Below are 24,380 nucleotides of genomic sequence, written 5' to 3' on the forward strand. Positions count from 1 at the left end.
ACTACTGCATCTGCTGCAGGTTGCCGATGCGCACCAGCATCTCGGTGAACATCTGCAGGTCGGCGTCGAGGTCGGGCACCTCCTTGTATTCCTTGGCGTTGTGCCCCGTGTACTTCTTGCCGGGCATGCCGGGGCCGAAGCTGATCGCGTTGGGCATCTGCTTGGCGGTGGTGGCACCGGCGGCGGACACCGGCTTGGCTTCGAGGCCGGTGGTGTCGCCGTAGATGTTGAGCAGGGTCGAGAGCCACTGGCCCGATGGGTCGCGTGCCATCCAGTTGCCCTGGTCGTACTTGATCTCGACCGTGGCCTTGTTCGCCGCGGCCCAGTCGTTGATCTTCGCGGTCACCTGCGCCTTGAGTTCTTCGGGCGTGCGACCGCGCGGCATGCGCGTGTTGACCGCCACGACCACACGGCCATCGGCGCCCGTGCGGATCAGGTTGGGAGAAAAGGTCAGCGGGCCCATGAAGTCGTCCTTGTAGCCCAGGCCGATCTTCTCGCCGAGGTAGCCGGTGCCATAGAGCGTGTCGACGTACTTCACCGCCTTCAGGAACTGGTTGTCGGCCAGCGTGACGCCCGACTCCTGCAGGAACAGGCCCAGCCGTGGCAGCGGGTTCACGCCATTCTGGGGCTCCGAGCCGTGGGCCGAAGTGCCGGTGACCTTGATGTCGATGCTGTCCACGCCGCGCGAGATCGCGATCGCGAACTTGCCGCCATGCGGTTCGTACTTCTGCAGGAAGGCGGGCCTGGCTGCTTCGAGCTTCGCGGCCACGGCCGCGAGATCGCCACCCTTGAGCGTGGCGGTGGCGGTCTGCGAGATCGCGTTGACCGCGGCGGCCGCGCCCATGTCGGTGATTGCGGTGACGGTGCCATCGGTCTTTTCCGCGGGGAAGAACACGCTCAGCGAGCCCGCGCCCTTCTCGGCCACGACGGCAGGGTAGCCGCTGTCGAGCACGATGTTGTAGGCGGGCAGCGTGGTCTTGCCTCGGTAGTACTCCATCGCGTCGCCGCCGGTTTCCTCGGTGGTCTCGATCATCAGGCGCATGCTGCGCTGGATCGGGATGCCGCTCTCCTTCACCGTCTTCATCGCATAGAGCACGGCAGCGATCGAGCCCTTGTCGTCGATGGTGCCGCGGCCGTAGAGGCGATCGCCCACGCGAACCATCGTGAACGGATCGAGTCGCGTGCCGTCGTCGAGCACCCACTCGGACAGCACGGCAGGCACCACGTCGGAGTGCGTGAGGATGCCGAACTCTTCGGTGCCCTTGCCCTTCAGGCTCACTTCGAAGATGCGGTTGTCGACGTTGCGGTAGGCGAGCCCGAAATCTTTCGCCGTCTTCTCGATCAGCTTGCCGAAATCGATGATCGTCGGGTTCTCGTGCGGCGGGATCTGCACGTTGCGCGCCGTCGGCAGCGCCACCATGGCACCGAGGCTCGCGATCACCGCCTTCTGGTTGTGCAGGCGGTTGTACAGGCCCAGCAGGCGCGCGATGTTGGTGAGGTCGTCGCCGGCCAGCGCCGCCTTCTTGCGGTAGGCGGCCACGGCAGGTTTCAGCGTCGGGTTCGCCTTCTCGGCCTGGGTCAGGAATGCGTTGAAGCTGGGCGCGGGCTTGCCGCCTTGCCAGGCCGCGGCGAGCTGATCGAGCGCGGGTTTCTTGAGCGTCTCTGCGAAGGCCGGTGCGGTAAGGCCTGCTGCCATGAGGCCCACGGTAAGGACCGGCAACGAGAAGCGAGATGGCTGCATGAGCGTGACTCCCTGTTCACAAAAATGAAGCCTTCGACGATACCCGAGCCATGCGTTGCGACATGGCCGTTCGCACTACGAAGAAACGGTGCAAGGCCGTCCGAATGTGCGACTTTGGCGTGCGATTTCGAGGATGCGCAAGCCGGGGCATTCGCATGTGCCCCAACTTGATCGCGAACCCGCTACTGCATCAGCCGCAGGTTGCCGATGCGCACCAGCATCTCGGTGAACATCTGCATGTCGGCGTCGAGGTCGGGCACTTCCTTGTATTCCTTGGCGTTGTGCGCCGTGTACTTCTTGCCGGGCATCGCGGGACCGAAGTTGATCGCATTGGGCATCAGCTTGGCCGTGGTGCTGCCGGCGGTGGGCACGGGCTTGGCTTCGAGGCCGGTGGTGTCGCCGTAGATGTCGAGCAGCGTCGACAGCCAGGCGCCCTTGGGGTCGCGTGCCATCCAGTTGCCTTGGTCATAGTTGACTTCGAGCTTCACCTGGTTGGCTACGGCCCAGCCGTTGATCTTTTCAGCCACCTGGGCCTTCAGTTCGTCGGGCGTGCGGCCGCGCGGCATGCGCACGTTGACCGTGACTTCGAGCCTGCCGTCGGCACCCATGCGGATCAGGTTGGGCGAGAAGGTCAGCGGGCCCATGAAGTCGTCCTTGTAGCCCAGGCCCATCTTCTCGCCGAGATAGCCGGTGCCGTAGAGCGCGTCGATGTACTTCACCGCCTTCAGGTAGTGGTTGGCGGCCAGCGGCACGCCGGACTCCTGCAGGAACAAGGCAAGACGCGGCAACGGGTTCACGCCCTCTTCGGGACGCGAGCCATGGGCCGAGACACCTGAGACCTTCAACTCGATGCTGTCGGTGCCGCGCGCAATGTCGATGGAGAACTTGCCGCCCTGCCCTTCGTACTTCTGCAGGAAGGCAGGCTTGGTCGCTTCGAGCTTCGCAGCCACAGCCGCGAGGTCGCCGCCCTTGAGCGTGGCGGTGGCGGTCTGCGAGATGGCATTGGCCGATGCCGCGCCGGCCATCGCCGTGATGGCCGTTGCCGCGCCATCGGTCGCTTCAGCCGGAAACAGCACCTTCAGCGCGCCCGAGCCCTTCTCGGCCACCACCGCCGGGTACTTGCTGTCGAGCACGATGTTGTAGGCGGGCAGTTGCGTCTTCGTGCGGTAGTACTGCATCGCGTCGCCGCCGGTTTCCTCGGTGGTCTCGATCATGAGGCGGACGCTGCGGTCGATGGGCAGGCCGCTGTCCTTCACGGCCTTCATGGCGTAGAGCACGGCAGCAATCGAGCCCTTGTCGTCGATGGTGCCCCGGCCGTAGAGGTAGTCGCCCACGCGGGCCATCTTGAATGGGTCCAGGCGCGTGCCGTCGTCCAGCACCCATTCGGAGAGCACCGCGGGCACCACGTCAGCGTGCGTGAGGATGCCGAATTCTTCGCTGCCCTTGCCCTTCAGGCTGACTTCGAAGATGCGGTTGTCGACGTTGCGAAAGGCCAACCCGAAATCGCCCGCCATCTTCTCGACCAGCTTGCCGAACTCGATGATCGGCGGGCTTTCATGCGGCGGCACCTGCACGTTGCGCACCGTGGGAATCGCCACCATGGCGCCGATGCTCGCGATCACGGCCTGCTGGTTCTGCAGGCGGTTGTACAGGCCCAACAGGCGCGCGATGTTGACGAGGTCGTCGCCGGCCAGCGGCGCCTTGCTTCGGTAGGCCGCCACGGCTGGCTGCACCGCCGGGTTCGCTTTCGCGGCTTGCGCCAGGAACGCGTTGAAATCGACAGGCGCCTTGGCGCCCTGCCATGCCGCGGCAAGCTGGTCGAGCGCGGGCTTCTTGAGCGTTTCGGCGAACGCGGGCGCACCAAGGCCGAGCGCGACGCCCAACGAAAGGGCCGACAATGAAAAACGAGATTGCTGCATCAGGGTGACTCCCTCATTCTGAAAACACGCCAACGATAGCCCAGCGAAGAACCGAACCATGAGCACCCAAAGCCCCACCAAGATCCGCTGCGCCTGGGCCCAGACCGACCCGTTGCTGGCCGACTACCACGACGCCGAATGGGGCGTGCCCGAGCACGACAGCCGCGCACTGTGGGAAAAGCTGATGCTCGACGGCTTCCAGGCCGGCCTGTCGTGGCTGACCATCCTGCGCAAGCGCGATGCGTTCCGCAAGGCCTTCAAGGGTTTCGTCCCGGAGAAGATCGTCAAGTTCACGGCCGCCGATGTCGACCGCTTGATGCAGGACGCCGGCATCGTGCGCTCGCGCTCGAAGATCGAGGCCACCATCAGCAATGCGCGTGCCTACCTTGCCATGCAGGCGGCTGGCGAGGATTTTTCGGAATTCGTCTGGGGCATGGCGGGCGGCAAGCCCATCGTCAACCGCACCGGCAGCGTGCCGACGAAGACACCGCTGTCGGAAGAAATGTCGGCCGCGCTCAAGAAGCGCGGCTTCAAGTTCGTGGGGCCGGTCATCGTCTATGCGTGGATGCAGGCCACGGGCATCGTGGACGACCATGCGGCCGATTGCCACCGGCACGGCGCCAAGCGCAAGTAAATACCGTCCCCTCAAACGAAAAACCGGACCAGGCTTTCGCCGGGTCCGGTTTTTCTTTGGCTTGTGACCTGAAGCGGCTTGCGCCGCGACAAATTACAGGCCGGCTTGACGCGTGAAGCTCAGGCTCTTGGCTTGCGCGGGGATCACGCTGCCAGCGAAGGTTTCAGGGCGCAGGTTCTGGCCCGGTGCGTGTGCAGCGGCAACAGCCTGGCTGCGGATGGTGGCGCGGTCAACCGAAGCGGCCAGCACGGGGGTTGCGGTCGACGCAGCGCCGCCGTTGTCGCCGTACACGTTGCCGGCACGGGCAGCTGCCACAGCTTGGGGCGCCACGTCGGCGCGGCTGTAGCCGGAAGTCACGGAATGCACGCCTTCATAGGTTTCTGCATGGGCGCCAGCGGCGGCGAGCAGGGACAGGGCAGCGGCGGCGAGGATGTTCGAGGTCTTCATTTCATTTCCTTCTTGATTGGGCTTTGAGGTGCCCTGAAGTTTGCACCACGATTCCAAGGGAAAACCCTACTCAATCGAATCGCAGTGTTCATGAAATTGAAACAATGACGCGGAACTTTCTGACGAGGCTAACTCAAGTGCCCTTTCCATCGCCGAAAACGCGGCTAGTTTGCATACTTTTTCTCTAGATCGTCAAGCGGAGGTTTGCCGACCGGGCGCCGACTTCAGCAAAAGGTGCTACCCGTGCCGGGTCTTCGTCCAGGCGACGGGTGTCGCGCAGCACAGTCGATGCACGTTGCATGCCAGCGACCGTGCCCTGCAATGCGGCATTGGCGTCAAGCACGAAGCCGCAGCCCGGCTACCCCTCAGTCTTCCTTCATGCCCGTGGCCTTGACCACGCCACCGAGCCGCGCCCGCTCTTCCTCGACAAACTTGGTGAAGCTCGCACGCGTGCCGCCGATGGGCTCGATGCCCATGTCCTTCAGGCGCTTGACCGTCTCCGGCGATTTCATGGCCGCGTCGATTGCGGCAGCCATCTTGTCCATGATCGCGTCGGGCGTGCCGCGCGGTGCGTGCACGCCGGCCCAGTGCGCGATGCGGATCTCGGGGAAGCCCTCTTCCGCCGCCGTCGGCAGATCAGGGTAGGCCGAGATGCGCTGCGTCCACGTGCCCGCCAGCGCCTTCAGCTTGCCGCTCTTGACGTACGGCAGCACCACGATGCTGGCCTCCGATGTGGCCTCGACCTGGCTGCCGAGCACCGCGGTGATCGACTCCGACCCGCTCTTGTAGGGCACCACGTCGAGCTTGCTGCCGTACTTCGTCTCCAGGATGCCTTCGACGAAATGCGGCGTGCTGCCCGTGCCGGCCGTCGCCCAGTGGAAGCCGTTGCCGGCCTTCTTCGATGCGGCGACGAATTCCTTCAAGTCTTTGTAGGGCGCGTTGGCCGGCACCACGATCACCGAGGGCGCGAGCGCAATCATGGCCACGGGCACCAGCGCATCGTCCTTGTACGGCATGTTCTTCTTGATCATGCTGTTCGACACCACGCCGGCCGCGCTCACCAGGAAGGTGTAGCCATCGGGCGCGCTCTTGGCGACCACATCGGCACCGAGGATGGCGCCGGCGCCGGGCTTGTTGTCGATGATGACCGGCTGGCCGAGTTGCTTCGACGCGCCCTCGGCCGCCGCGCGCGCCATCAGGTCATTGGCGCCGCCTGCGGAAAAAGGAACGACGAGCCGGATCGGCTTGGTCGGCCACGCCTGGGCAGCAGCCCCCTGGGCAAGCATCGAAACGGCAAGCCCGACGGCGAGCGAGGCAAAGCGGATGGGAAACATCTTGTTCTCCTGTGTTTTAGTGGCTGTGAAGAAGCGCGGCGAACCGGCCTTTTCATGATGCCATGGCCCCTTGTCCAAGGCCGCCCACAGCACCGGCGCCCGGCATCGATCACTGCGTTTTGCATAATTCGCAATTTCCGCAAGACCCTGCCCATAATGAAGTCCTGATCCAGCAAATGCTTGCGAAGCATTTGCCCTCAAATTTGCGAATCTTGCGAACAAAATTCGAACACGGGATCGAACGATGAAAAAGACCTTCATGGGCGTGCGCCTGCGAAGCCTGCGCGAAGAGCGTGGCCTGAGCCAGCTCGCGCTCGCGCAGCAGCTCGGCCTGTCGCCCAGCTACCTGAATCAGATCGAGCAGAACCAGCGACCGCTCACCGTGCCGGTGCTGCTGCGCCTGCATGCCACGCTGGGGGTCGACATCCAGGCCTTCTCGGAAGACGAAGAAGCGCGCCTCATCGCCAGCCTGCGCGAAGCGCTGGCCGACAACCCCGGCGGCGATGCCGTCGCGCTTGCCGAGCTGCGCGAGGTCGCCACGCAGATGCCGGCCGTGGGCCGCGCGCTGGTGGCGCTGCACCAGCGCCATCGCGACGCCATGGAGCAGCTCGAAGCCCTGGCCGGCGAACTCGGCGACGGCCGCGGCGACCTCGCCCGCCTGCCGCAGGCACGGCCGATGCCGTTCGAGGAAGTGCGCGACTTTTTCTTCGCGCACCAGAACCACATCGCGCCCCTCGACGAAGCAGCCGAAGCCTTCGCCGCGCAATGGAAGCTGCGCGAAGGCAACCCCGGCGACCGCCTCGCGCACCGGCTGCTGGAAACGCATGGCGTGCACGTGGTGCCTGCGGAAGACGGCGACGCGGGCGCACAGCGACGCTTCGACCCTGCCTCGCGCGTGCTGCGGCTCTCGCCCCACCTGGAGCCCGGCCAGCATGCCTTCCAGCTAGCCACGCAGTTGGCCTTCTTCGAGGTCGGCGACATGCTCGACGAACTCGTGGCTGCTGCGCCGCTCTCGAGCGACACGGCCCGTTCGCTGGCACGCATCGGGCTTGCCAACTACTTCGCCGCCGCGCTGCTGCTGCCTTATGGCGAATTCCTCGAAACCGCCGAGCACCTGCGCTACGACATCGACCAGTTGGCGCGCCGCTTCGGCGTGGGCTTCGAGACCATCTGCCACCGCCTGAGTTCGCTGCAGCGGCCCGAGGCGCGCGGCGTGCCCTTCTTCCTGATTCGCGTCGACCGCGCGGGCAACATCTCGAAGCGGCAATCGGCCACGCACTTCCACTTCTCGAAGACCGGCGGCACCTGCCCGCTATGGAACGTGTACGAGGCCTTCGCGCAGCCGGGCCGCGTGCTCACGCAGCTCGCGCGCATGCCCGATGGCCGCGCCTACCTGTGGATCGCGCGCACCGTCTCGCACGGCTATCGCGGCTACGGTTCACCCAACAAGACTTTTTCGATCGGCCTGGGCTGCGACATCAGCCATGCCACGCGGCTCGTCTACTCCAAGGGCATGGACCTGCGCGACCCCGACGTTCCCACGCCCATCGGCGCGGGCTGCAAGGTGTGCGAGCGCGAGACTTGCCCGCAGCGCGCCTTTCCCTTCGTCGGCCGGTCGCTCGACGTGGACGAGAACCAGAGCCGCTTCATGCCCTATGCCGCAGTGCCCGACAAGCACGGCACCGCGCGAGCCACCAGCCTCAAGAGCGCGGCCAGGCGCGCAGCATCGTCCGGATCGCCACCGCGCCGCTCGCCTTGACTTCGGCGCGGTAGGTGCCCAGCAGCGCTTCGCGTTCGGCCGCGGCCTGCGGCTCGTTGCGCCATGCAAGCAGCGCCGCCACGTCCTCGTCGGGCAGCGCGGCGAGCAGCACCAGCGTCACCTGCCGCTCGACCTCGCGCGCCACGATCAGCAGGTTGCGCGCATGTGTCGAAGTCACGCCGCGTGACCACAGCGTGTCGAGGGCCGAATCGAGGGTGCTGTTCGGCAGCGAGGTGAACTGGCCGCCGTTGCCGCGCGCCAGTTGCTTCACGACCGCAACCAGCAGCAGTTGATTCGAGAAGTCGACTTCGCGCATCTCGGCCACGGCCATGCGCCCGAGCAACTCGACGCGCGCGGGGTCGGTCAGCCGGGCCTGTTGCAGGTTGATGAACTCGGATTTGGCGGCATCGTTCTTCGCGGCGTAGTCGATGCGCAGTTGCGCAAGGCGGGCCACAGCGGCCAGCACTTGCGGGCTAGGCGCGGCGCCGCCCTTGCCGGCCGTCGCCACTTCCTGCCGGATCGCGCCCACCGAGGCATTGACATCGAAGGCACGCGCTGCGGCCACGTCCAGCGCCTTGAGCGCCTTGTCCGCGATGGCCAAGTCATCAGGCTCGAGCTGTTCGCGCACGCCGCGCACCACGGCACCCGGCCCATAGAAGGACTGATAGCGCGTCTGCACTCCTTCGAACTGCAACAGGGCTTGCGCGCGGTCTTGCGCCCAACCCATCAAGGGGGCCAACAGCAGCAAGAGCAACAGGGAGAAACGGAACGAAGACAGGCGGGTCAGGGAATGCATGGCGCCATTATTGGCGCGCCGCGCATTCCCCCGGTTTCCCGTCAGGCGGACTCCAGCTCCTTGCGCAGCAGGGCAGGCCTTCGCGGATGGCGGGTTCGTCGATTTCGGTTTTGCTCCTTCCCCTCCCGGGGGGAAGGCCGGGATGGGGGCAGGCCTCGAATGAAGCGCCGCGCTTATCGGAAGCGCTGTCGAGCCCCCACCCTACCCTCCCCCAGCGGGGGAGGGAAAAAGCACTAGAACCGCGTGCCGACCGACAGCCGCACCATGTTCTGCGACGTGAAATTCACCTTCGGGTCATAGGCCGCTCGAACGAACCAGCGCGGCCAGTCGTAGGTGACGGTCAGGCCGGTGCGGCGGATGAACTGGCCATCCACCGTGCCCTGCTTGGCCAGCAAATCAACGGTCAGGCGCTGGCGATCGGGCAAGGGCACGCGGTAGACAAGGTGCACGTCCTGCTGGTCGGGGTTCATGCGGTTGTCGCGGATCAGCGAGAGCGACAGCGCCGTGCCGTCCGGCCACTTGTAGCCGCCATAGACCGTGTACGAATCGTTGGGGTCGAAATTGAGGTTCGCGTAGTTGCGAAGGTTCGTGCGCCCCAGCCCCGTGCCGACGAACCAGCTGTCGCCCGTCTCGACCGCGAGGCTGCCACCCACGAAGCCACCCGAAGCGGCTTGCAACGAAGGCAGCACCCGTACCGGCCCCAGCGTGAAGGTGTGGTCCCACCCCACGCGGGGCTGGGCGAAGTCGAGCACCGGCGAGCGGAACCAGCCGACCCAGACATTGCCGTCGCCATAGGTGTAGCGCAGGTTCATGTCGAGCCCCGGCCCTGGAGGCAGGCCACCACCGGACACACGGTAGGCGCCGATGGTGAGCTTGAACGGTAGCTCGGCCGGCTCATCGTCGGCCCAGGCAGACGGCGCAAGACATGGCACGACGGCAACGGCGAAGAGGCAGGCGAATCGACGGTATGGAATGGCGCTCAAAACATGCTCGCGCCGATGTTGATGAGCAACGCGAGCACCGTCGTGTTGAAGAGATACGCCAGGATGCAATGGACCGAGCCGATGCGGCGCATCGGCCGCGAGACGAAGGACACATCCGCCGTCTGCCCCGAGGTGCCGATCACCGCCGAGAAATAGAAGAAGTCGCCATATAGCGGCGGCTCGTCGTCCGGGAACTGGATGCCGGGGTTGTGCCCATGGCACTTCGCGGCGTAGTAGTCGTGCGCGTAGTGCAGCGTGAACATGACCTGCGTGAAAGCCCACGAAGACATCACCGTCAAGCCCGCGAGCGTGATGTGCGCGACCTTCTCCACGCCGTGCATGTCCTTCACCACTGCAAGCTCGGCCGCGATGGCCACCAGGCTCGCGATGGCGGACAACACCACCAGCACGAGGATGACGATCTGCCCTTCATCCTGCAGTTGCGCGCGGTGGCGCATGTGCTGCGGCGAAGACCGGATCATCATGGTCGCCGCGAGCAGCACGTACAGGCATGCCCCGGTGTTCCATGCGATCAGCAGGCGCGTGACGAGGTGCGTGTCGAGCGCCGAGGGCAGCAGGATACCCACCGCGATGGCGATGGCCGTGGCAATGAAGAGCCGCGGCCGTGCGGCCATCTGGCGAAGAAGTCGGTGTCGTGGGAGTTTCATGAAATGTTCGACAAGGCTGCGCCGTCAGGACGACGGCGCGGGCGCTTTGCCCTTGAATGTCGACGAACTTCTCTTGCGGCCACCTGACGAAGCGCGCTTTGCCGGCGCAGCAGCGGGCGCATTGCGCGCGACTTCGAGCAGCCAGTCACGAAAGGCCACGACTTTCGGCCGCACCTCGCTGCTTTCCGGATAGACGAGGTAATAGGCGAAGTCTTCCAGCCACGTCACGTCCGAAAGCTGCACGAGCCGGCCTTCGGCGATCTCCGATGCAACTACGGCCAAGGGCAGCAGTGCGGCACCCTGCCCTGCGAGCACCGACTTCAGCAGCAGGCCGGAATCATCGAAGGACGGGCCGCGCGCCGGCCCTGTGTCGTCGATGCCTTGCGCCTGGAACCACAGGGCCCAGCCCTTGCGCTCGGCATCGTTCACGCGTGGCCACCGCGTGAGATCGGTCGGCGCTACCGGCATGCCAAGGCTCTTGACCAGCGCGGGCGCGGCGACGGGCACGATCTCCACCGTCAGCACGCGCCGGCTGCTCAGGCCCGGATAGCGGCCAAGGCCGTGGCGGATCGCGACGTCGACGCCGTCTCGCGAAAAATCGGCGAGCGCGCTGCTGGTCAGCACCTGCAGGTCGATATCGGGATGCGCGTCCTGGAAAGACTTCAGGCGCGGCACCAGCCACGCGGAAGCGAAGAACGGCGTGGCGCTCACGGTGAGGATGCCAGTTTCCGGCGGCACGGCAATGCGCCGGGTCGCGTCGCTGATCTGCCGGAATGCATTGCGCACGGGCGGCAGATAGGCCTGCCCCGCATCGGTGAGGAAGATGCCCCGGTTCACGCGACGGAAGAGATCGACGCCCAGATGCAGCTCCAGCGTCTTGATCAGTTGGCTCACTGCGCCGGGCGTCACGCTCAGCTCGTCCGCCGCGTTCTTGACCGACAGATGGCGCGCGGTCGCCTCGAAGGCGCGCAGCGCGTTGAGTGGTGGAAGCTGGTGCTCGGTCATTTAGTTAATCTGATCTGAAACTTGCAGAAAATCTGGTTTGCACGCGGCGCAAGGAAGGCGGAATATTGGCACAACCAAGCCCAAAGAGAAACTACCTTGCTGCGCTCACCCGATCTTCAAAGCCTTAGATATTCTGATTCTCCCGATGCCACCGAAAGCGGCGGTCTTCACTACCTCGAAATCACCGAGCTGGCCGAACGCATCCGCACACGCCAGACCTCGCCCGTCGCGGCCACGCGCGCACAACTCGATCGCATCGCAGCCCTCGACGGCACGCTCCGCAGCTACGCGCTGGTGATGGCCGACGCCGCGATGGCGCAGGCCGAAGCGGCAGAAGCCGAGATCGCAGCGGGCCTGTATCGCGGCCCGCTGCACGGTGTGCCCATCGCGGTGAAGGACCTGTGCCACACCGCAGGCTTCGCCACGGCGGCCGGCATGGCGATCCACAAGCAACACATCCCGACCGAAGACGCGACCGTGGTGCGACGCCTGAAGGACGCGGGCGCGGTGCTGCTGGGCAAGCTGCAGCTCACCGAAGGCGCGTACTCGGACCATCACCCGTCCATCGTGTCGCCGGTCAATCCGTGGAATGCGGACCACTGGCCCGGCATGTCGTCCAGCGGCTCGGGCGTGGCAACGGCCGCCGGTCTGTGCCATGGCTCACTGGGCTCCGACACCGGCGGGTCGATCCGCTTTCCCTGCGCGGCCAACGGCCTGACCGGCATCAAGCCGAGCTGGGGCCGCGTGAGCCGACATGGCGTGTTCGAGCTGGCCGCATCGCTGGACCATGTGGGCCCGATGGCCCGCAGCGCAGTCGATGCGGGTGTGCTGCTCGGCGTGATCGCGGGCAGCGACGCGAGCGACCCCACCGCTGCGCCCGACCCGGTGCCGGACTTCATCGCCGCCGCGAGGCAGGACGCGCGAGGGCTGCGTATCGGCATCGATCCCGCGTGGAACGGCGACGGTGTGGATGCAGAAACGCAAGCCGTGTTGAAGCAAGCGGCAGAAGCCTTCCGCGCGCTCGGCGCCCACGTCATCGAACTGCGCCTTCCAGACACGACACAGGCGGTGGCCGACTGGTTTCCCCTCTGCGCGGTGGAAGCCGCCGTGGCACACGAGGCCACCTACCCGTCGCGCAAGGACGCCTACGGCCCGGTGCTCGCATCGGTCATCGAGGCCGGCCTTGCGGTGCACGGCGCCGATCTCCAGAAGATCATGCTTCGCCGCATGAACCTGCGCGGGCGCGTCGCCGCCCTGTTCGACAGGGTCGACCTGCTGCTGGTACCGGTGCAGCCCTTCGCATCGCCCACCGTCGCCATGATGCAGAAATTGGGCGAAACGCCGACACTGGTGTCGGCCCTGCTGCGCTACACCTGCCCTTTCGACATGACCGGCCACCCGACGATCACGCTGCCCGGTGGCGCGACCGGTACTGGCATGCCGCTCGCCTTCCAGCTCGTTGCGGCGCACATGGCCGAAGCGACGCTGGTTCGCGCTGGCGCCGCGTTCCAGCGCATCACCGCCTGGCATCGTCGCCACCCGTTGGACTGAATGAAGAACAACATGAAAACCACACAGCCAGACTCATCCTCCGCCACACCCGGCACCGGCCTCTTCCGTGGCTGGCTGGTGGTCGCGGGCGCTTTCGCCGTGACCTTCGTCGGCTTCGGCTGCGCCTACACCTTCAGCGCCTTTCTCGAATCGCTGCAGAAAGACTTCGGCGCCTCGCGCGGCTCGGTCTCGCTCGTGTTCTCGCTCGCGGGCTTTCTCTACTTCGGGCTGGGCGTGCTGAGCGGTCCGCTGGCCGACCGCTGGGGATCGCGGCGGTTGGCCGTGGCGGGCATGGTGCTGGTGGGGCTGGGACTGGCCGTTGCCAGCCAGGCGCAGAGCCTGACGCAGATCTACCTGGCCTACGGGCTGGGTGTCGGGCTCGGGGTCGGCGCTTCGTATGTGCCGGTGCTGGGCGCGGTGCAGCGCTGGTTCGTCAAGCGGCGCGGCTTTGCATCAGGGCTGGCGGTAGGCGGCATCGGCGTCGGCACGCTGGTGATGCCACCGCTCGCGTCCTTCCTCATCGAGCAGTTGGGGTGGCGGCATGCCTACCTGGCACTCGGCGTTCTTGCGGCGGTGGTGGGCGTGGGCATGGCGCTGCTGATCGAGAACGACCCGCGCGATCGCGGGCTCGGGCCGGACGGCGATCCACCGCAGCCGCAGGCCGCATCGGCCAGGCCTGAAGGCTTCACGGTGCGCGACGCCATCCGATCAAGGCGCTTCGCCGGCCTGTACGCCGCCTGCCTGATCAGCTCGTTCGGACTGTTCGTACCGTTCGTGCACCTGGTGCCGTATGCGCTCGACCATGGCGTGGCTTCGACTTCCGCCGTGCTGCTGCTGGGCGCGATCGGCGTCGGCAGCACGGCCGGGCGGTTTTTCCTCGGCGGGCTGGCCGACCGCATGGGGCGGCCGCACACCATGCTGCTGATGTCCACCGGCATGGCGCTGTCGCTGCTCGTGTGGGCGGTATCGGGCGGGTTCTGGGGGCTGGCTGTCTTCGCGTTCGCCTACGGCGTGTTCTACGGCGGTTTCGTAGCGCTGCTGCCGGCACTGGTGATGGACTACTTCGGCGGTCGCAACATCAGCGCGATCATCGGCGTGCTCTACACCAGCGTGGCGGTCGGCACCCTGATCGGGCCGAGCGCCGCGGGCTTTGCCTTCGACATCAGCCACAGCTACATGCTGCCGATTCTCTTCAGCGTGGGGGCGAATCTTGTGGCGGCGGTCATCATGGGCGCGATGTCGAGGCTGGACGCTTCTTCTTCTGCAAAGCTTGCCTCACCCACCCCGGCGGGGGGTACAGTCGGGAATGACTGCACAACCGCCCGCCATTCCTAATCCGCCTCCCGTGGCTGTTCCTGAAGAAATCATCACGGAGACCCAGGCGTTCACGCGTGCCTGGGTTCTGTTCTTCGTGCTGTTCGTCGTCGTGATCGGCGTTCTGTGGGCCGTTCAGTCCCGCTTCGGCTGAACGCCGGCCACACCCGACCACTTCTCTCATCTCCTCTCGCCTGAAGAGATTCAGGACGCCTTCTGCAGCGACTTCAGCACGCTCGAGAAATCGAGCGCGCCATGGCCCGCGAGGCTGTGCGCCGCATACAGGCTGCGCGCCAGGCCACCCAATGGCGTGGCGGCGCGCACCGAGGTCGCATTTTCCTGGGCCAGCCCCAGGTCCTTGAGCATCAGGTCCGTGCCGAAACCACCCGCGTAGTTCTTCGACGCGGGCGAGGTTTCCATCACGCCCGGCATCGGGTTGTACTTTTCGAGCGCCCAGTTGCCGCCCGAGCTGCGGCGCATGATTTCAGACAGCACCTTGGGATCGAGCCCATTGGCCACGCCGAGCGCCAGCGCCTCCGAGGTGCCGATCATCAGGATGCCGAGCAGCATGTTGTTGCAGATCTTCGCGGTCTGACCCGCGCCCGCCGCGCCGGCGTGGAAGATGTTCGCGCCCATCTTTTCCAGTACCGGCCGTGCGCGCTCCAGGTCTTTCGTTTCACCACCGACCATGAAGGTCAGCGTGCCAGCGATCGCACCGCCGGTGCCGCCCGACACGGGCGCATCGATCATCGCCACGCCCTTGGCGGCGGCCGCTTCGGCCACCTTGCGCGACGTGGCGGCGGCGATGGTGCTGCTGTCGATCACCAGCGTGCCGGCCTTGATGCTGTCGAGCAGGCCGGGCTTGCCCGCGCCGCCGAGGAACAGGCCTTCGACATGCGCGCTGGCCGGCAGCATGCTGATGACGACCTCGGCATCGGCCACCGTCTCGGCCGCCGACTTGGCAATCGGCAGGCCTTCGGCGCCGAACTTCTTGCAGGCTTCCACCGAGAGGTCGAAGGCGCTGAGCGTGTGGCCTGCCTTGAGCAGGTTCATGGCCATCGGGCCGCCCATGTTGCCCAGGCCGATGAATGCGATCTTCATGTGTCTTGTCTCCGTTGTTCTGTGTGCAGGGTAGTGGGGTCGTCTTAGACCAGCGATGCCAGCTCGACCGGCATCTCGCCACGCGGGCGCAGATGGTCTTCGATGAATGCGGGCGTGATCTCTTCGAGCGTGGCCGGACTCCAGCGCGGGTTGCGGTCCTTGTCGACCAGCACCGCGCGGATGCCTTCGGCAAAGTCCTTGTGCGCGCAGAAGCCCAGCGACGCCCAGTATTCGAGGCGGAACACTTCGGCCAGCGACATGCGGTGCACGCGCTGCCACAGCTCGAAGCTCAGGGCGGCCGAACTGGGCGCGCCCTTGGTGAAGGTCTTGGCGGCGGTCTGCAGCCATGAGTCGTCGCTTTGCAGCGCGCGCAGGCGCTTGGCGATGTCGAGCAGGTCGTCGCCGGCCATCAGCGCGTTGATGGTGTCGTAGTGCTCGCGCACCTTCGATGCCGGCATCTCGGCGCCCTCGCCCGCTTTCGCGAGGATGCGCGACAGCGTGGCGCGGTCGGCCTTGCCTTCACCGGCCCACGCCGTGGCAGCGATGGCCTCGATCACCTCGCCCTTGCGTTCCTGCGGCACCAGCACGTCGGCCAGTCCGCAGAAGATGGTGTCGTGCGCGTTGATGTTGGCGGCAGTGAGCGCCAAAAACAGCCCCGTGCGGCCGGGCGTGCGGCGCAGGAACCAGCTGCCGCCCACATCGGGGTACAGGCCGATGTTGATCTCGGGCATGGCGATGCGGCTTTGCAGCGTCACCACGCGGTGCGAGGCGCCGGCCATGAGGCCCACGCCGCCGCCCATCACGATGCCGTGGCTCCAGCACAGGAAGGGCTTGGGGAAGGTGTGGATCAGGTGGTCCAGCTCGTACTCTTCGCGGAAGAAGTCTTCGGCGTAGGTGTTGCGCGCGGGGCCGCAGTCGAGCAGCGTCTGGTAGAGCTGGCGCAGGTCGCCGCCGGCACAGAAAGCCTTCTCGCCCGCCGCCTGCATCAGCACGCCGACGATGCCGGCGTCTTTCGCCCATTCGCGCAGCTTGGGCGTGAGCAGGCGCACCATGTCCACCGACAGCGCATTGAGCGAGGCCGGGGCATTGAGCGTGGCCACGCCGAAGCGCTGGCCGCCGGCGGTCTTGATTTCGTCGAAGAGAACTACGTTGTCGGTCATTGTTTTCAGGTCCTGGATGCGGCGCGTTCAGCGGATATCGCTGTCGCCTTCCAGCAATTTTCGCGCAACGATGACGCGCATGATTTCGTTGGTGCCTTCGAGGATCTGGTGCACGCGTGCATCGCGCACCAGTCGCTCCAAAGGGAACTCGCTGAGGTAGCCGTAGCCGCCGTGCAACTGCAGCGCGTCGTTGCAGACGTTGAAGCCCGCATCGGTTGCAAAGCGCTTGGCCATCGCGCAATAGGTGCTCGCATCCGCGTGGCCGGCATCGAGCTTCGATGCGGCGAGCCGCACCATCTGCCGCGCGGCGACCAGTTCGGTCGCCATGTCGGCCAGCTTGAACTGCAGCGCCTGGAAGCTCGCGAGCGGCTTGCCGAACTGCTGGCGCTCATGCAGGTAGCGGCGTGCCGCGTCGAGCGCACCCTGCGCCGCGCCCACCGAGCAGGTCGCGATGTTGATGCGCCCGCCGTCGAGCCCCTTCATGGCAATGCGAAAGCCCTCGCCTTCCTTGCCCAGCAGGTGGTCGGCCGGAATGCGCACGCTGTCGAAGTTGATGGTGCGCGTGGGCTGGCTGTTCCAGCCCATCTTGTGTTCCTTCTTGCCGTAGCTCACGCCGGGCGCATCGGCCGGCACCGCGAAGGCCGAGATGCCGCTCGCGCCCGCACCGCCCGTGCGTGCCATCAGCACCAGCACGTCGGTCGAACCCGCACCGGAGATGAAGGCCTTGCCGCCGTTGATGACGTACTCGGCGCCCTGCAGCTCGGCGCGCGTCTTGAGCGAGCCCGCGTCCGAGCCGGCACCCGGCTCGGTGAGGCAGTACGACGCGAGCTTGCGCCCGCTCGTGAGGTCTTCGCCCCACTGCGCCGCCACCGCATCGGTCGCCCAGGTGCCGAGCATCCACGTCGCCATGTTGTGGATCGTGATGAAGGCCGTGGTCGAGGGGTCGACCGCAGCCATCTCCTCGAACACCAACGCCGAATCGAGCCGCGGCAGGCCAAGGCCGCCGATGCGCTCGGGCGCATACAGCCCGCAGAAGCCCAGCTCGCCAGCCTTGGCGATGGCCTCCTTAGGAAAGATCGCCTCGGCGTCCCACTGCGCGGCATGCGGCGCGAACTCGGCCTGGGCAAAGTCGCGCGCGCTCTGCGCAAAGGCGTTCTGTTCTTCGGACAGTTCGAAGTTCATTGTTCGCGACCCTTCCAGCGGTCCAGTTCAGCGGTACGTTTGCGCGTCGATTTCTCCAGGCAGGAGTTGAACACCAGCGGCCAGATGGAGCCGCCTTCGTTCGCTCTCGAAGCCAACTTGCACGCAGGGTCGCGGCCCTTGAGCCAGGCCCGCTGCTCGTTGCGCAGCGCCACGCGCATCTGCGGCGACAGCGTCTTCATCACCTCGCCGTAGCGGATGTTGAGCACCGCATCGGCCGCACGAAAATCGCGCAGCGCGCAGTCGTTCATCTGCTGCTGGTTCCCGTTCATGTTGCAGTCGAGCGGCTCGTCATAGGTGGCCGCCTGCGCACTGCCGGCAAGCAATGCGACCGTCGCCACCGCGCCCCAGGCCGCAACGCGAAGCCCTTGCCTCATTTGAGGCTGATCGTGGTGTTGACGCCGTGCGAGACGGTGCTGTCGTCGAACCAGCGTGCCGTCACGGTCTTGGTCTGCGTGTAGAACATGATGACCTGCTTGCCGTACGGGCCCAGGTCGCCGAGCTTGGAGGCGCGCGAGCCGGTGAACGAGAACATCGGCACCGGCACCGGAATCGGCACGTTGATGCCGACCTGGCCCACGTCGATGTCTTCCTGGAAGCGGCGTGCCGCGGCACCCGACTGCGTGAAGATCGCCGTGCCGTTGCCGTTCGGGTTGCTGTTGATCAGGTCGATGGCTTCGTCGATGGTCTCGGCATCAGAAATGCACAGCACCGGGCCGAACACTTCCTGGTCATAGATCGTCATGCCGGGCTTCACGCCGGTGAAGATCGTCGGGCCGACGAAGTTGCCCTTCTCGTAGCCGGGCACAGTGGGCTTGCGGCCGTCGAGCACGAGCCTGGCGCCGTCGGCTTCACCGCGTTCGATGAGGCTGTTCACGCGGTCATAGGCGGCGCAGGACACCAGCGGCCCCACGTCCACGCCCTTGTCGGTGCCCGCGCCGATCTTCAGCGTCTTGGCCTTGGCAATGAGTTCGGGCACCCAGTTGCGCGCCTCGCCCACCAGCACCGCGACCGACACGGCCATGCAGCGTTGGCCGGCGGCACCGAAGCTCGCACCGGCGAGCGCATTGAGCGTCTGCTCCTTGTTTGCGTCGGGCATCACGATGGCGTGGTTCTTCGCGCCCATCATGCATTGCGCGCGCTTGCCGGCCAGCGTGGCGCGGTTGTAGACGTGCGTGCCGACCTTGGTCGAGCCGACGAAGCTGATCGCCTTGATGTCCTTGTGATCGCAGATGCCGTTGACGATGGCTTCGCCACCATGCACCACGTTCAGCACGCCGGGCGGAACGCCGGCTTCGAGCGCCAGTTCACACAGGCGCATGGTGACCATCGGGTCTTGCTCGGAGGGCTTGAGCACGAAGGTGTTGCCGGTGACGATGGCCATCGGGAACATCCACAGCGGGATCATTGCGGGGAAGTTGAATGGCGTGATGCCGGCGCACACGCCCAGCGGCTGCAGCAGCGTGTAGGTGTCGACGCCGTTGGCCACGTTGTTGGCCAACTCGCCCAGTTGCAGGTTGCCGATGTTCGATGCGTGCTCGACCACTTCGAGGCCACGGAACACGTCGCCTTCGGCGTCCGGCAGGGTCTTGCCCTGTTCGGCCGTGAGAATGGCGGCCAGCTCGCCCATGTTCTCGCGAATGAGCTGCTGCAGCTTCAGGAAGATGCGGGCGCGCGTGCCGATGGGCGTCTTGCGCCAGGTCTTGAAGGCTTCCTTGGCCGAGGCCACGGCCGCGTCGAGTTCGGCGGGCGTTGCGAAAGGCACGCGGGCCAGCACCTGCTGCGTGGCCGGATTGACGACGTCGCGCCATTCGGTGGTCTTGGATTCGACGAGCTTGCCGCCGATCAAGAGCTTGACGGTGGCGACCTGGGTCGAAGGCGTGGTGGTGGCGTCCATTGGGTTTGTCTCCTGTGAATCTCGGGAAATCGATGCCGGTCTCGAGGCGGCGCAGCCCGCATCCTAGCTTTGCAGATTTGCCATGACAATAGACAAATATGCGCCACGGCTTTGCAAATTTGCAGAGCCTTGCACCGGGCGGCGCCGAATGGCATCTGGAGACACGCACGCACATGGACTGGGACAACCTGCGCTACTTTCTGGAGCTGGCCCGCTCAGGCACGCTGATGAGCGCAGCACGCCGGCTGGAGGTGGACCACACCACGGTGGCGCGGCGCATTCAGGCACTGGAGAAGGAAGTCGGCGCCCCGCTCTTTTCGCGTGAATCGGGCGGCCATCGGCTCACCGAAGCGGGTCGGCGCTTGCAACCACAAGTCGAAGCGATGGAGAGCGCCTTTCAGGCAGTAGAGAGCACCGCGCCGGCTTCGCACGAAGGCCTGTCGGGGCTGGTGCGCATCGGCGCCACCGAAGGCTTCGGCACGGTGGTGCTGGCGCCGCAGCTCGCGCTGTTCGCGGTGCAACACCCGAAGCTCACCATCGACCTGCTCGCGATGCCGCGGCTCGTGCACCTGTCGCGGCGCGAGGCCGACATCGTCATCTCGCTCGAGCGGCCTGCGCGCGGACCCGTCGTCGTCACCAAGCTCACCGACTACACGCTGCGCCTGTACGCCTCCAAGCAGTACCTGGCCGCGCACAAGCCGATCAAGACGCGCGAAGACCTGCGCGGCCACACCTTCATCAGCTACGTGGACGACCTGCTGTTCAGCAAGGAGCTGCAGTACCTCGACGAACTGCACCGCCCCGACACGTTTGCGCTGCGCAGCACCAGCGTGCTCGCGCAGCACCGGGCGGTGGCGGCGGGCGCCGGCATCGCGGTGCTGCCGGCCTTCATCGCAGAGAGCGACAGCACGCTGAAGCCCGTGCTGCCGGGGCAGGCGAACTTCACGCGCACGTTCTGGATGTCGATGCCGGCGGAGACCAAGCATCTGGTGCGAATGCAGGCCACGTGGGAGTTCCTGCGGCAGACGGCCGAGGCGCATCGCAAGCACCTGCTGCTCGACCACCCGGCAGACGCCCCCCGCTGACGCGAGCGGGCTTCGTGCCCACTGCCCCGGCCTTCGGGGCAAGCTGAATCGCGCATCGCGCGCGCATTTCAGCCTACTTTGCGCAGAACAGCTGAGACCGAATATCTCCGCGCATCCACGATCACCTCGTCACTGAACGGCCACTGCAGGCCTTCGATCAGGGGAGGGATCCATCCGAAGAAACAACGCGTGCCGGGCTTCATTGCCGGCGCCGGAGGCATCGCCACGCCGATCCCTTCATTCATTCAAATTCAAAGCGGATTGCGCACTCGCCATGTACAGATCCATTTCTGTCGCCCTCGTCAGCAATGAAGAGGCATCGGGCTTCACGACACCGCATGCCCAGCTCACCTGGATGGGCTATGCACCGGCACTGTTCGCCACCGCCGGCGATCTTCTGTCTGCACTGGCCGCCGGCTGTCGATTCAACCTGCTGGTACTGATGCTGCGAAGCGAGAGCCGGCCGGACGGGCTCCTTTGCGTCTGCGGCGTGCTTGGCATTCCCGTTCTTCTCATCGTCCAGAACCCGCTGTCGGGCTGCGACCTGCTTTCGTTGAACGATGGCTTCGTGCACAGCCACATCGTTGCGCTGCCGGCTTCGCGCCTGTCGACCGAAGCGCTGGACGAAGGCATACAGACGCTGCTTCAACCGACAGGTATCGCGCAGCACGCTGCCAAGCCGGATGGCTTGGTCTGGGGCGACTATCGCTTTGCCGCAGACGGCTCTCTGCGGGTGCGGCACCGCAGCCGCGATGTTCGCCTTCAACCGCGTCAGTTTGCCTTTGCGGTGGCGCTTTTCCAGAACATGGGGCGCGTGCTGACCCGGGACGAACTCCTGGCCTCGGTCTGGGGAGGCAACCCCAATGGCACCACGGCACGACCGATCGATGTCTGCGCAGCGAACCTGCGAAGAAAGCTGGCGCTGTGCAGCGAGAACGGCTTTGTGCTGCGCAGTGTGTACGGCAAAGGCTATTCGCTCATTGCCGTGCGTCCTTTGCCCGATGGCGTTGACGGTGACGCGCGGGCAGCCCGAGCCCACTTCCCGGGAAGCCATGCCTGACGTCGTGCGCCCACCGATGCCGCACCGCCGCCGCTACCAGATTCTCGCGATGTGGCGCGCCCCATCGCCATGAACGTCTGGCGCAGCCGTGCCCGTCATCTCTTTCCTTTCTCCCTCCCTCTCTGTTTATCCACAACTCATAGATCCAATGAACAAGACCCATCAAACCCTTCGGAACAACGCACTCGACACGTCGATGCCCGCCTGCGCAACAGCTTCGCAACGAAGCCAAGGCAACACATCGAAAGTAGCTGCGGCCGTCTTTCTGCTGGCCGTTGGCACGGGCTTCGCCACGACAGCCACAGCCGCCTATGAAGCAGGCGGCGGAATTGCACTGGATGAGACAGGCGTGGCCATCGGTTCCGAAGATCCTTCGTCGGGTGGCAATCCAGCCACAGCCGACGGCCCCTACGCCATTTCAGTGGGATCTTTTGCCACGGCGACCGGAGAACAGGCAACTGCAGTGGGTGCGAGTGCCAATGCCAACGGAACGGGTGCGACGGCTTTGGGCACATTTGCCAACGCGAGCGGAAGGGGCGCAACTGCATCGGGCTCGACCTCCATTGCCAACGGCAATGGTGCAACCGCCCAGGGCTTGCTGTCCCGCGCCACCGGCAATGGCGCGACCGCATCCGGCGCATATGCCAACGCCAACGGAGTCGGAGCGACAGCGACCGGTGCGCGGGCCAACGCCAACGGCGCCGGAGCAACTGCATATGGCCCAGGCGCCAAGGCCAACGGGGCCAGCGCCCTCGCAGTGGGCGAGAACGCCGCTGCAACCGGGGCGAACGCACTGAGCGTCGGCCCCGGTTCGAGCGCCAATGGCGACAACGCGACAGCCATCGGTTTTCGCGCCATGGCGCTGCAGGCCACGGGTGTCGCACTCGGTGCAGGTTCGGTCGCCGATCGGGCCGGCATGAGCGGACAGGCCGAGGCCTTCTCGGGCGTTCCGGTCGGCTCCACCCAAGGCGCGTTGTCGGTAGGCAGCGTGGGCAATGAGCGCCAGATCACCAACGTCGCCGGCGGAACCCAGCCGACCGATGCTGTCAACGTGCGGCAATTGACCGCCGCGCAGAACCAGTTGCAAAGCCAGCTCGATGGCACCCGCCGCATCGCCTACTCCGGCGTGGCCATGGCCACTGCGATGAGCACACTGCCGCAGGCGATGACGCCAGGCAAGGCCTTGCTGTCCGTGGGCGTGGGCAGCTATTCCGGCTACAGCGCGCTTGCGTTCGGCTACTCGGCACGCTCGCAGGGCGGCAAATGGATCTACAAGGTCAACGGAGCGCTCAGCGGCGAGAAGTTCAACGTTGGCCTGGGCGTGGGATACGAGTTCGATTGACCGGCGCGCCCCAAGGGCCGGCTTCGGCATCCCCAGGAAGCGGCCCTTGAGACACCGGGCGGCGCGCATGCGGCGAGATCGAGCGTTGTCGAGGATTCCGTTGTAAACGGCATCACTCCCACCTCGAAATTTATCGCAACATGGTTGCGTCAAATCCCCCCAAATGTAAAACTATTGTTGTATTTATAAAAACAGCGCCACAAGCGAACGGAGGGCAAATGACCACCTATCCCAGCAGCCATTGGCTTGCTTCGATCTTCTTCGACGCCGCTTCATGACAGCACGCGACTGAAAACCCCTTCACGCGCTCCAGTTCCGCTGCATTCAGGAAGTCCACCGGGTGATGTCACAGACAGACGTCGAATCCGCTCGAGAGAAAGCCCGCGAAGAGCAGCGCCTGTCCGAGGCGACGGCAGAGTGGCGGCGGCGCAATGGCGCCGCCCTCTTTCCCAGCAGCGACGGCCTGGGATGGAAGTCGATGCATGTCGCCGGGCGTCATTGGCGCCCCTTCGAATTCGGGACCGTTCCCGCCGTCAAAGACACGCTGATCGGCATGTATCTCGACAGCCATATGGTGCTGGACCGAAAGATCGAAAGCTCGCGCTGGACGCAGCGCAACCCGCAAAAACATGCGCTGCAGTTGATTCCGCCCAACGTGTTTGCAGACATGCGGCTGCACACCCCCGGCGACTCCATACAGATCTATCTGAATGCCGACGTCGTGCAGCAAACCGCACAGGGCCTGACCAAGGGCGACCCTGCGCGGCTTGAATTCAGGCCGCTCTTCGGCGAGATGGACCCCGCGCTGTCGCAGCTCATATGGGTCGCCCGCAGTGCGATGACGCTTCCGGCCTCGGTCTCCATTCCACATGCGGACACCGTGGCCAGCGCCCTGGCAACGCACCTGATTCAATACCACTCGAATGCAGCGATAGACATTCCCTCGCTGGCCACGACCGCGCTGGGCCGGCCGCAAGTGGAGGCGGTTTTTTGCCACATACATTCGCACCTGCACGAGGCCATGTCGCTGGTGGAGCTTGCCTGCATTGCAGGCTTGAGCGTTGCGCAGCTTGTTCGTCAATTCAAATGCGCGACAGGCATGGCACCGCACCAATACATCATGCGGGCTCGCGTGGAAAGGGCCAAGTCGATGCTCGAACACGAGCACGAGTCCATCGCCGACATCTCGATCGACTGCGGCTTCGACAGCCAGTCCAGCCTGACACGCGTCTTCAAGCGATTCTTCAAGATCACACCGCACGCCTATCGCGTGGCACACAGCCGGCGATTTTTCTGCACGGGGCTTCGGAATCGGGTTTGACTCAAAATGGCTCTCCAGGCGCATGTCCATGAAGAACCCGGTGCAGGCAGGGCCTGGCCACAG

The 24,380-nt window shown here is 65.6% G+C and carries 23 protein-coding genes and 1 pseudogene; 9 read left to right on the forward strand and 15 right to left on the reverse strand.

Annotated features, from left to right (window positions below):
- Position 1: 1 nt before the first annotated feature.
- Both ACSFB7_RS04875 and ACSFB7_RS04880 read right to left on the reverse strand, forming a co-directional pair.
- Complete coding sequence (locus tag ACSFB7_RS04875; protein ID WP_435467576.1) at positions 2-1,741, reverse strand: dipeptidase; 1,740 nt, start codon at positions 1,739-1,741, stop codon at positions 2-4.
- Positions 1,742-1,923: 182 nt separating this feature from the next.
- Positions 1,924-3,660: a dipeptidase gene (locus tag ACSFB7_RS04880; RefSeq protein WP_435467578.1), complete on the reverse strand. Its 1,737-nt coding sequence runs from the start codon at positions 3,658-3,660 to the stop codon at positions 1,924-1,926.
- A 58-nt stretch (positions 3,661-3,718) separates the two neighbouring features.
- Between ACSFB7_RS04880 and ACSFB7_RS04885 the strand changes: the two genes are divergently transcribed.
- Entirely contained in the window at positions 3,719-4,294 is a 576-nt protein-coding gene (locus tag ACSFB7_RS04885; protein WP_435467580.1) for a DNA-3-methyladenine glycosylase I, read from the forward strand.
- Between the two features lie 93 nt (positions 4,295-4,387).
- On the opposite strand, the gene ACSFB7_RS04890 is transcribed toward ACSFB7_RS04885, so the two are convergent.
- From ACSFB7_RS04890 to ACSFB7_RS04900, 3 genes and pseudogenes are all read right to left on the reverse strand, one after another.
- On the reverse strand, positions 4,388-4,741 hold the full coding sequence (locus ACSFB7_RS04890; RefSeq protein ID WP_435467582.1) for an alpha/beta hydrolase: 354 nt from the start codon (positions 4,739-4,741) through the stop codon (positions 4,388-4,390).
- Between the two features lie 164 nt (positions 4,742-4,905).
- Positions 4,906-5,096: pseudogene (locus ACSFB7_RS04895) on the reverse strand (carboxyvinyl-carboxyphosphonate phosphorylmutase); the annotation flags it as partial.
- 10 nt (positions 5,097-5,106) lie between these two features.
- Entirely contained in the window at positions 5,107-6,027 is a 921-nt protein-coding gene (locus ACSFB7_RS04900; RefSeq protein WP_435468086.1) for a tripartite tricarboxylate transporter substrate binding protein, read from the reverse strand.
- A 292-nt stretch (positions 6,028-6,319) separates the two neighbouring features.
- Between ACSFB7_RS04900 and ACSFB7_RS04905 the strand changes: the two genes are divergently transcribed.
- On the forward strand, positions 6,320-7,834 hold the full coding sequence (locus tag ACSFB7_RS04905; protein ID WP_435467584.1) for a short-chain fatty acyl-CoA regulator family protein: 1,515 nt from the start codon (positions 6,320-6,322) through the stop codon (positions 7,832-7,834).
- On the opposite strand, the gene ACSFB7_RS04910 is transcribed toward ACSFB7_RS04905, so the two are convergent.
- The 4 genes from ACSFB7_RS04910 to gcvA form a co-directional block, all read right to left on the reverse strand.
- On the reverse strand, positions 7,776-8,630 hold the full coding sequence (locus ACSFB7_RS04910; protein ID WP_435467586.1) for a hypothetical protein: 855 nt from the start codon (positions 8,628-8,630) through the stop codon (positions 7,776-7,778). The two genes, ACSFB7_RS04905 and ACSFB7_RS04910, sit on opposite strands and share 59 nt — an antisense overlap.
- A gap of 233 nt (positions 8,631-8,863) precedes the next feature.
- Positions 8,864-9,613: a hypothetical protein gene (locus tag ACSFB7_RS04915; RefSeq protein ID WP_435467588.1), complete on the reverse strand. Its 750-nt coding sequence runs from the start codon at positions 9,611-9,613 to the stop codon at positions 8,864-8,866.
- Positions 9,610-10,281, reverse strand: coding sequence for a DUF1345 domain-containing protein (locus tag ACSFB7_RS04920; protein ID WP_435467590.1), 672 nt, complete (start codon positions 10,279-10,281; stop codon positions 9,610-9,612). Before ACSFB7_RS04920 ends, ACSFB7_RS04915 begins: the two co-directional genes overlap by 4 nt.
- 24 nt (positions 10,282-10,305) lie before the next feature.
- Positions 10,306-11,286 (reverse strand): transcriptional regulator GcvA, encoded by a 981-nt coding sequence (gcvA, locus tag ACSFB7_RS04925; RefSeq protein WP_435467592.1) that lies wholly within the window; start codon positions 11,284-11,286, stop codon positions 10,306-10,308.
- Positions 11,287-11,382: 96 nt separating this feature from the next.
- Between gcvA and ACSFB7_RS04930 the strand changes: the two genes are divergently transcribed.
- Genes ACSFB7_RS04930 through ACSFB7_RS04940 form a run of 3 tightly spaced genes read left to right on the forward strand, consistent with a single transcriptional unit; the run spans position 11,383 to position 14,305 of the window.
- Entirely contained in the window at positions 11,383-12,837 is a 1,455-nt protein-coding gene (locus tag ACSFB7_RS04930) for an amidase (RefSeq protein WP_435467594.1), read from the forward strand.
- 12 nt (positions 12,838-12,849) lie between these two features.
- Positions 12,850-14,172 carry an MCT family MFS transporter gene (locus tag ACSFB7_RS04935; RefSeq protein ID WP_435467596.1) on the forward strand — a complete coding sequence of 441 codons (1,323 nt, stop codon included), beginning with the start codon at positions 12,850-12,852 and terminating at the stop codon, positions 14,170-14,172.
- A 10-nt stretch (positions 14,173-14,182) separates the two neighbouring features.
- Positions 14,183-14,305 carry a hypothetical protein gene (locus tag ACSFB7_RS04940; protein ID WP_435467598.1) on the forward strand — a complete coding sequence of 41 codons (123 nt, stop codon included), beginning with the start codon at positions 14,183-14,185 and terminating at the stop codon, positions 14,303-14,305.
- Positions 14,306-14,355: 50 nt separating this feature from the next.
- Here ACSFB7_RS04940 and mmsB read toward each other — a convergent pair whose 3' ends face one another.
- Genes mmsB through ACSFB7_RS04965 form a run of 5 tightly spaced genes read right to left on the reverse strand, consistent with a single transcriptional unit; the run spans position 14,356 to position 19,509 of the window.
- The gene (gene mmsB / locus ACSFB7_RS04945) at positions 14,356-15,252 is read right to left on the reverse strand and encodes a 3-hydroxyisobutyrate dehydrogenase (RefSeq protein ID WP_435467600.1); all 897 of its coding nucleotides are present in this window, start codon (positions 15,250-15,252) and stop codon (positions 14,356-14,358) included.
- Between the two features lie 44 nt (positions 15,253-15,296).
- Positions 15,297-16,412 (reverse strand): enoyl-CoA hydratase/isomerase family protein, encoded by a 1,116-nt coding sequence (locus ACSFB7_RS04950; protein WP_435467602.1) that lies wholly within the window; start codon positions 16,410-16,412, stop codon positions 15,297-15,299.
- A 27-nt stretch (positions 16,413-16,439) separates the two neighbouring features.
- Positions 16,440-17,594 carry an acyl-CoA dehydrogenase family protein gene (locus ACSFB7_RS04955; protein WP_435467604.1) on the reverse strand — a complete coding sequence of 385 codons (1,155 nt, stop codon included), beginning with the start codon at positions 17,592-17,594 and terminating at the stop codon, positions 16,440-16,442.
- Entirely contained in the window at positions 17,591-17,989 is a 399-nt protein-coding gene (locus ACSFB7_RS04960) for a lysozyme inhibitor LprI family protein (protein WP_435467606.1), read from the reverse strand. Before ACSFB7_RS04960 ends, ACSFB7_RS04955 begins: the two co-directional genes overlap by 4 nt.
- Complete coding sequence (locus tag ACSFB7_RS04965) at positions 17,986-19,509, reverse strand: CoA-acylating methylmalonate-semialdehyde dehydrogenase (RefSeq protein ID WP_435467608.1); 1,524 nt, start codon at positions 19,507-19,509, stop codon at positions 17,986-17,988. The genes ACSFB7_RS04960 and ACSFB7_RS04965 overlap by 4 nt, the downstream gene beginning before the upstream one ends.
- Before the next feature lie 173 nt (positions 19,510-19,682).
- Here ACSFB7_RS04965 and ACSFB7_RS04970 point away from each other — a divergent pair, with 173 nt between their 5' ends.
- On the forward strand, positions 19,683-20,594 hold the full coding sequence (locus ACSFB7_RS04970) for a LysR family transcriptional regulator (protein WP_435467610.1): 912 nt from the start codon (positions 19,683-19,685) through the stop codon (positions 20,592-20,594).
- Between the two features lie 68 nt (positions 20,595-20,662).
- On the opposite strand, the gene ACSFB7_RS04975 is transcribed toward ACSFB7_RS04970, so the two are convergent.
- Entirely contained in the window at positions 20,663-20,839 is a 177-nt protein-coding gene (locus ACSFB7_RS04975) for a hypothetical protein (protein WP_435467612.1), read from the reverse strand.
- A 29-nt stretch (positions 20,840-20,868) separates the two neighbouring features.
- On the opposite strand from ACSFB7_RS04975, the gene ACSFB7_RS04980 reads away from it, so the two are divergent.
- From ACSFB7_RS04980 to ACSFB7_RS04990, 3 genes are all read left to right on the forward strand, one after another.
- A complete protein-coding gene (locus ACSFB7_RS04980; RefSeq protein ID WP_435467614.1) occupies positions 20,869-21,654 on the forward strand; it encodes a winged helix-turn-helix domain-containing protein in 786 nt (261 codons plus the stop codon).
- 88 nt (positions 21,655-21,742) lie between these two features.
- Complete coding sequence (locus tag ACSFB7_RS04985; protein WP_435467616.1) at positions 21,743-22,996, forward strand: YadA family autotransporter adhesin; 1,254 nt, start codon at positions 21,743-21,745, stop codon at positions 22,994-22,996.
- Positions 22,997-23,474: 478 nt separating this feature from the next.
- Positions 23,475-24,317, forward strand: coding sequence for a helix-turn-helix domain-containing protein (locus tag ACSFB7_RS04990; RefSeq protein WP_435467618.1), 843 nt, complete (start codon positions 23,475-23,477; stop codon positions 24,315-24,317).
- Positions 24,318-24,380 lie beyond the last annotated feature (63 nt).

The organism is Variovorax raffinosi (assembly GCF_051216615.1).
Taxonomy (GTDB): Bacteria; Pseudomonadota; Gammaproteobacteria; order Burkholderiales; family Burkholderiaceae_C; genus Variovorax.

Coding starts and splice junctions, on each gene's coding strand:
- ACSFB7_RS04920 (WP_435467590.1), bottom strand. CDS start 10,281: ATGAAACTCCCACGACACCGACTTCTTCGCCAGATGGCCGCACGGCCG.
- ACSFB7_RS04935 (WP_435467596.1), top strand. CDS start 12,850: ATGAAAACCACACAGCCAGACTCATCCTCCGCCACACCCGGCACCGGC.
- ACSFB7_RS04950 (WP_435467602.1), bottom strand. CDS start 16,412: ATGACCGACAACGTAGTTCTCTTCGACGAAATCAAGACCGCCGGCGGC.
- ACSFB7_RS04890 (WP_435467582.1), bottom strand. CDS start 4,741: ATGAAGACCTCGAACATCCTCGCCGCCGCTGCCCTGTCCCTGCTCGCC.
- ACSFB7_RS04905 (WP_435467584.1), top strand. CDS start 6,320: ATGAAAAAGACCTTCATGGGCGTGCGCCTGCGAAGCCTGCGCGAAGAG.
- ACSFB7_RS04965 (WP_435467608.1), bottom strand. CDS start 19,509: ATGGACGCCACCACCACGCCTTCGACCCAGGTCGCCACCGTCAAGCTC.
- ACSFB7_RS04910 (WP_435467586.1), bottom strand. CDS start 8,630: ATGCATTCCCTGACCCGCCTGTCTTCGTTCCGTTTCTCCCTGTTGCTC.
- ACSFB7_RS04955 (WP_435467604.1), bottom strand. CDS start 17,594: ATGAACTTCGAACTGTCCGAAGAACAGAACGCCTTTGCGCAGAGCGCG.
- ACSFB7_RS04970 (WP_435467610.1), top strand. CDS start 19,683: ATGGACTGGGACAACCTGCGCTACTTTCTGGAGCTGGCCCGCTCAGGC.
- ACSFB7_RS04980 (WP_435467614.1), top strand. CDS start 20,869: ATGTACAGATCCATTTCTGTCGCCCTCGTCAGCAATGAAGAGGCATCG.
- ACSFB7_RS04880 (WP_435467578.1), bottom strand. CDS start 3,660: ATGCAGCAATCTCGTTTTTCATTGTCGGCCCTTTCGTTGGGCGTCGCG.
- ACSFB7_RS04975 (WP_435467612.1), bottom strand. CDS start 20,839: ATGAATGAAGGGATCGGCGTGGCGATGCCTCCGGCGCCGGCAATGAAG.
- ACSFB7_RS04960 (WP_435467606.1), bottom strand. CDS start 17,989: ATGAGGCAAGGGCTTCGCGTTGCGGCCTGGGGCGCGGTGGCGACGGTC.
- mmsB (WP_435467600.1), bottom strand. CDS start 15,252: ATGAAGATCGCATTCATCGGCCTGGGCAACATGGGCGGCCCGATGGCC.
- ACSFB7_RS04875 (WP_435467576.1), bottom strand. CDS start 1,741: ATGCAGCCATCTCGCTTCTCGTTGCCGGTCCTTACCGTGGGCCTCATG.
- ACSFB7_RS04900 (WP_435468086.1), bottom strand. CDS start 6,027: ATGCTTGCCCAGGGGGCTGCTGCCCAGGCGTGGCCGACCAAGCCGATC.
- gcvA (WP_435467592.1), bottom strand. CDS start 11,286: ATGACCGAGCACCAGCTTCCACCACTCAACGCGCTGCGCGCCTTCGAG.
- ACSFB7_RS04990 (WP_435467618.1), top strand. CDS start 23,475: ATGCATGTCGCCGGGCGTCATTGGCGCCCCTTCGAATTCGGGACCGTT.
- ACSFB7_RS04885 (WP_435467580.1), top strand. CDS start 3,719: ATGAGCACCCAAAGCCCCACCAAGATCCGCTGCGCCTGGGCCCAGACC.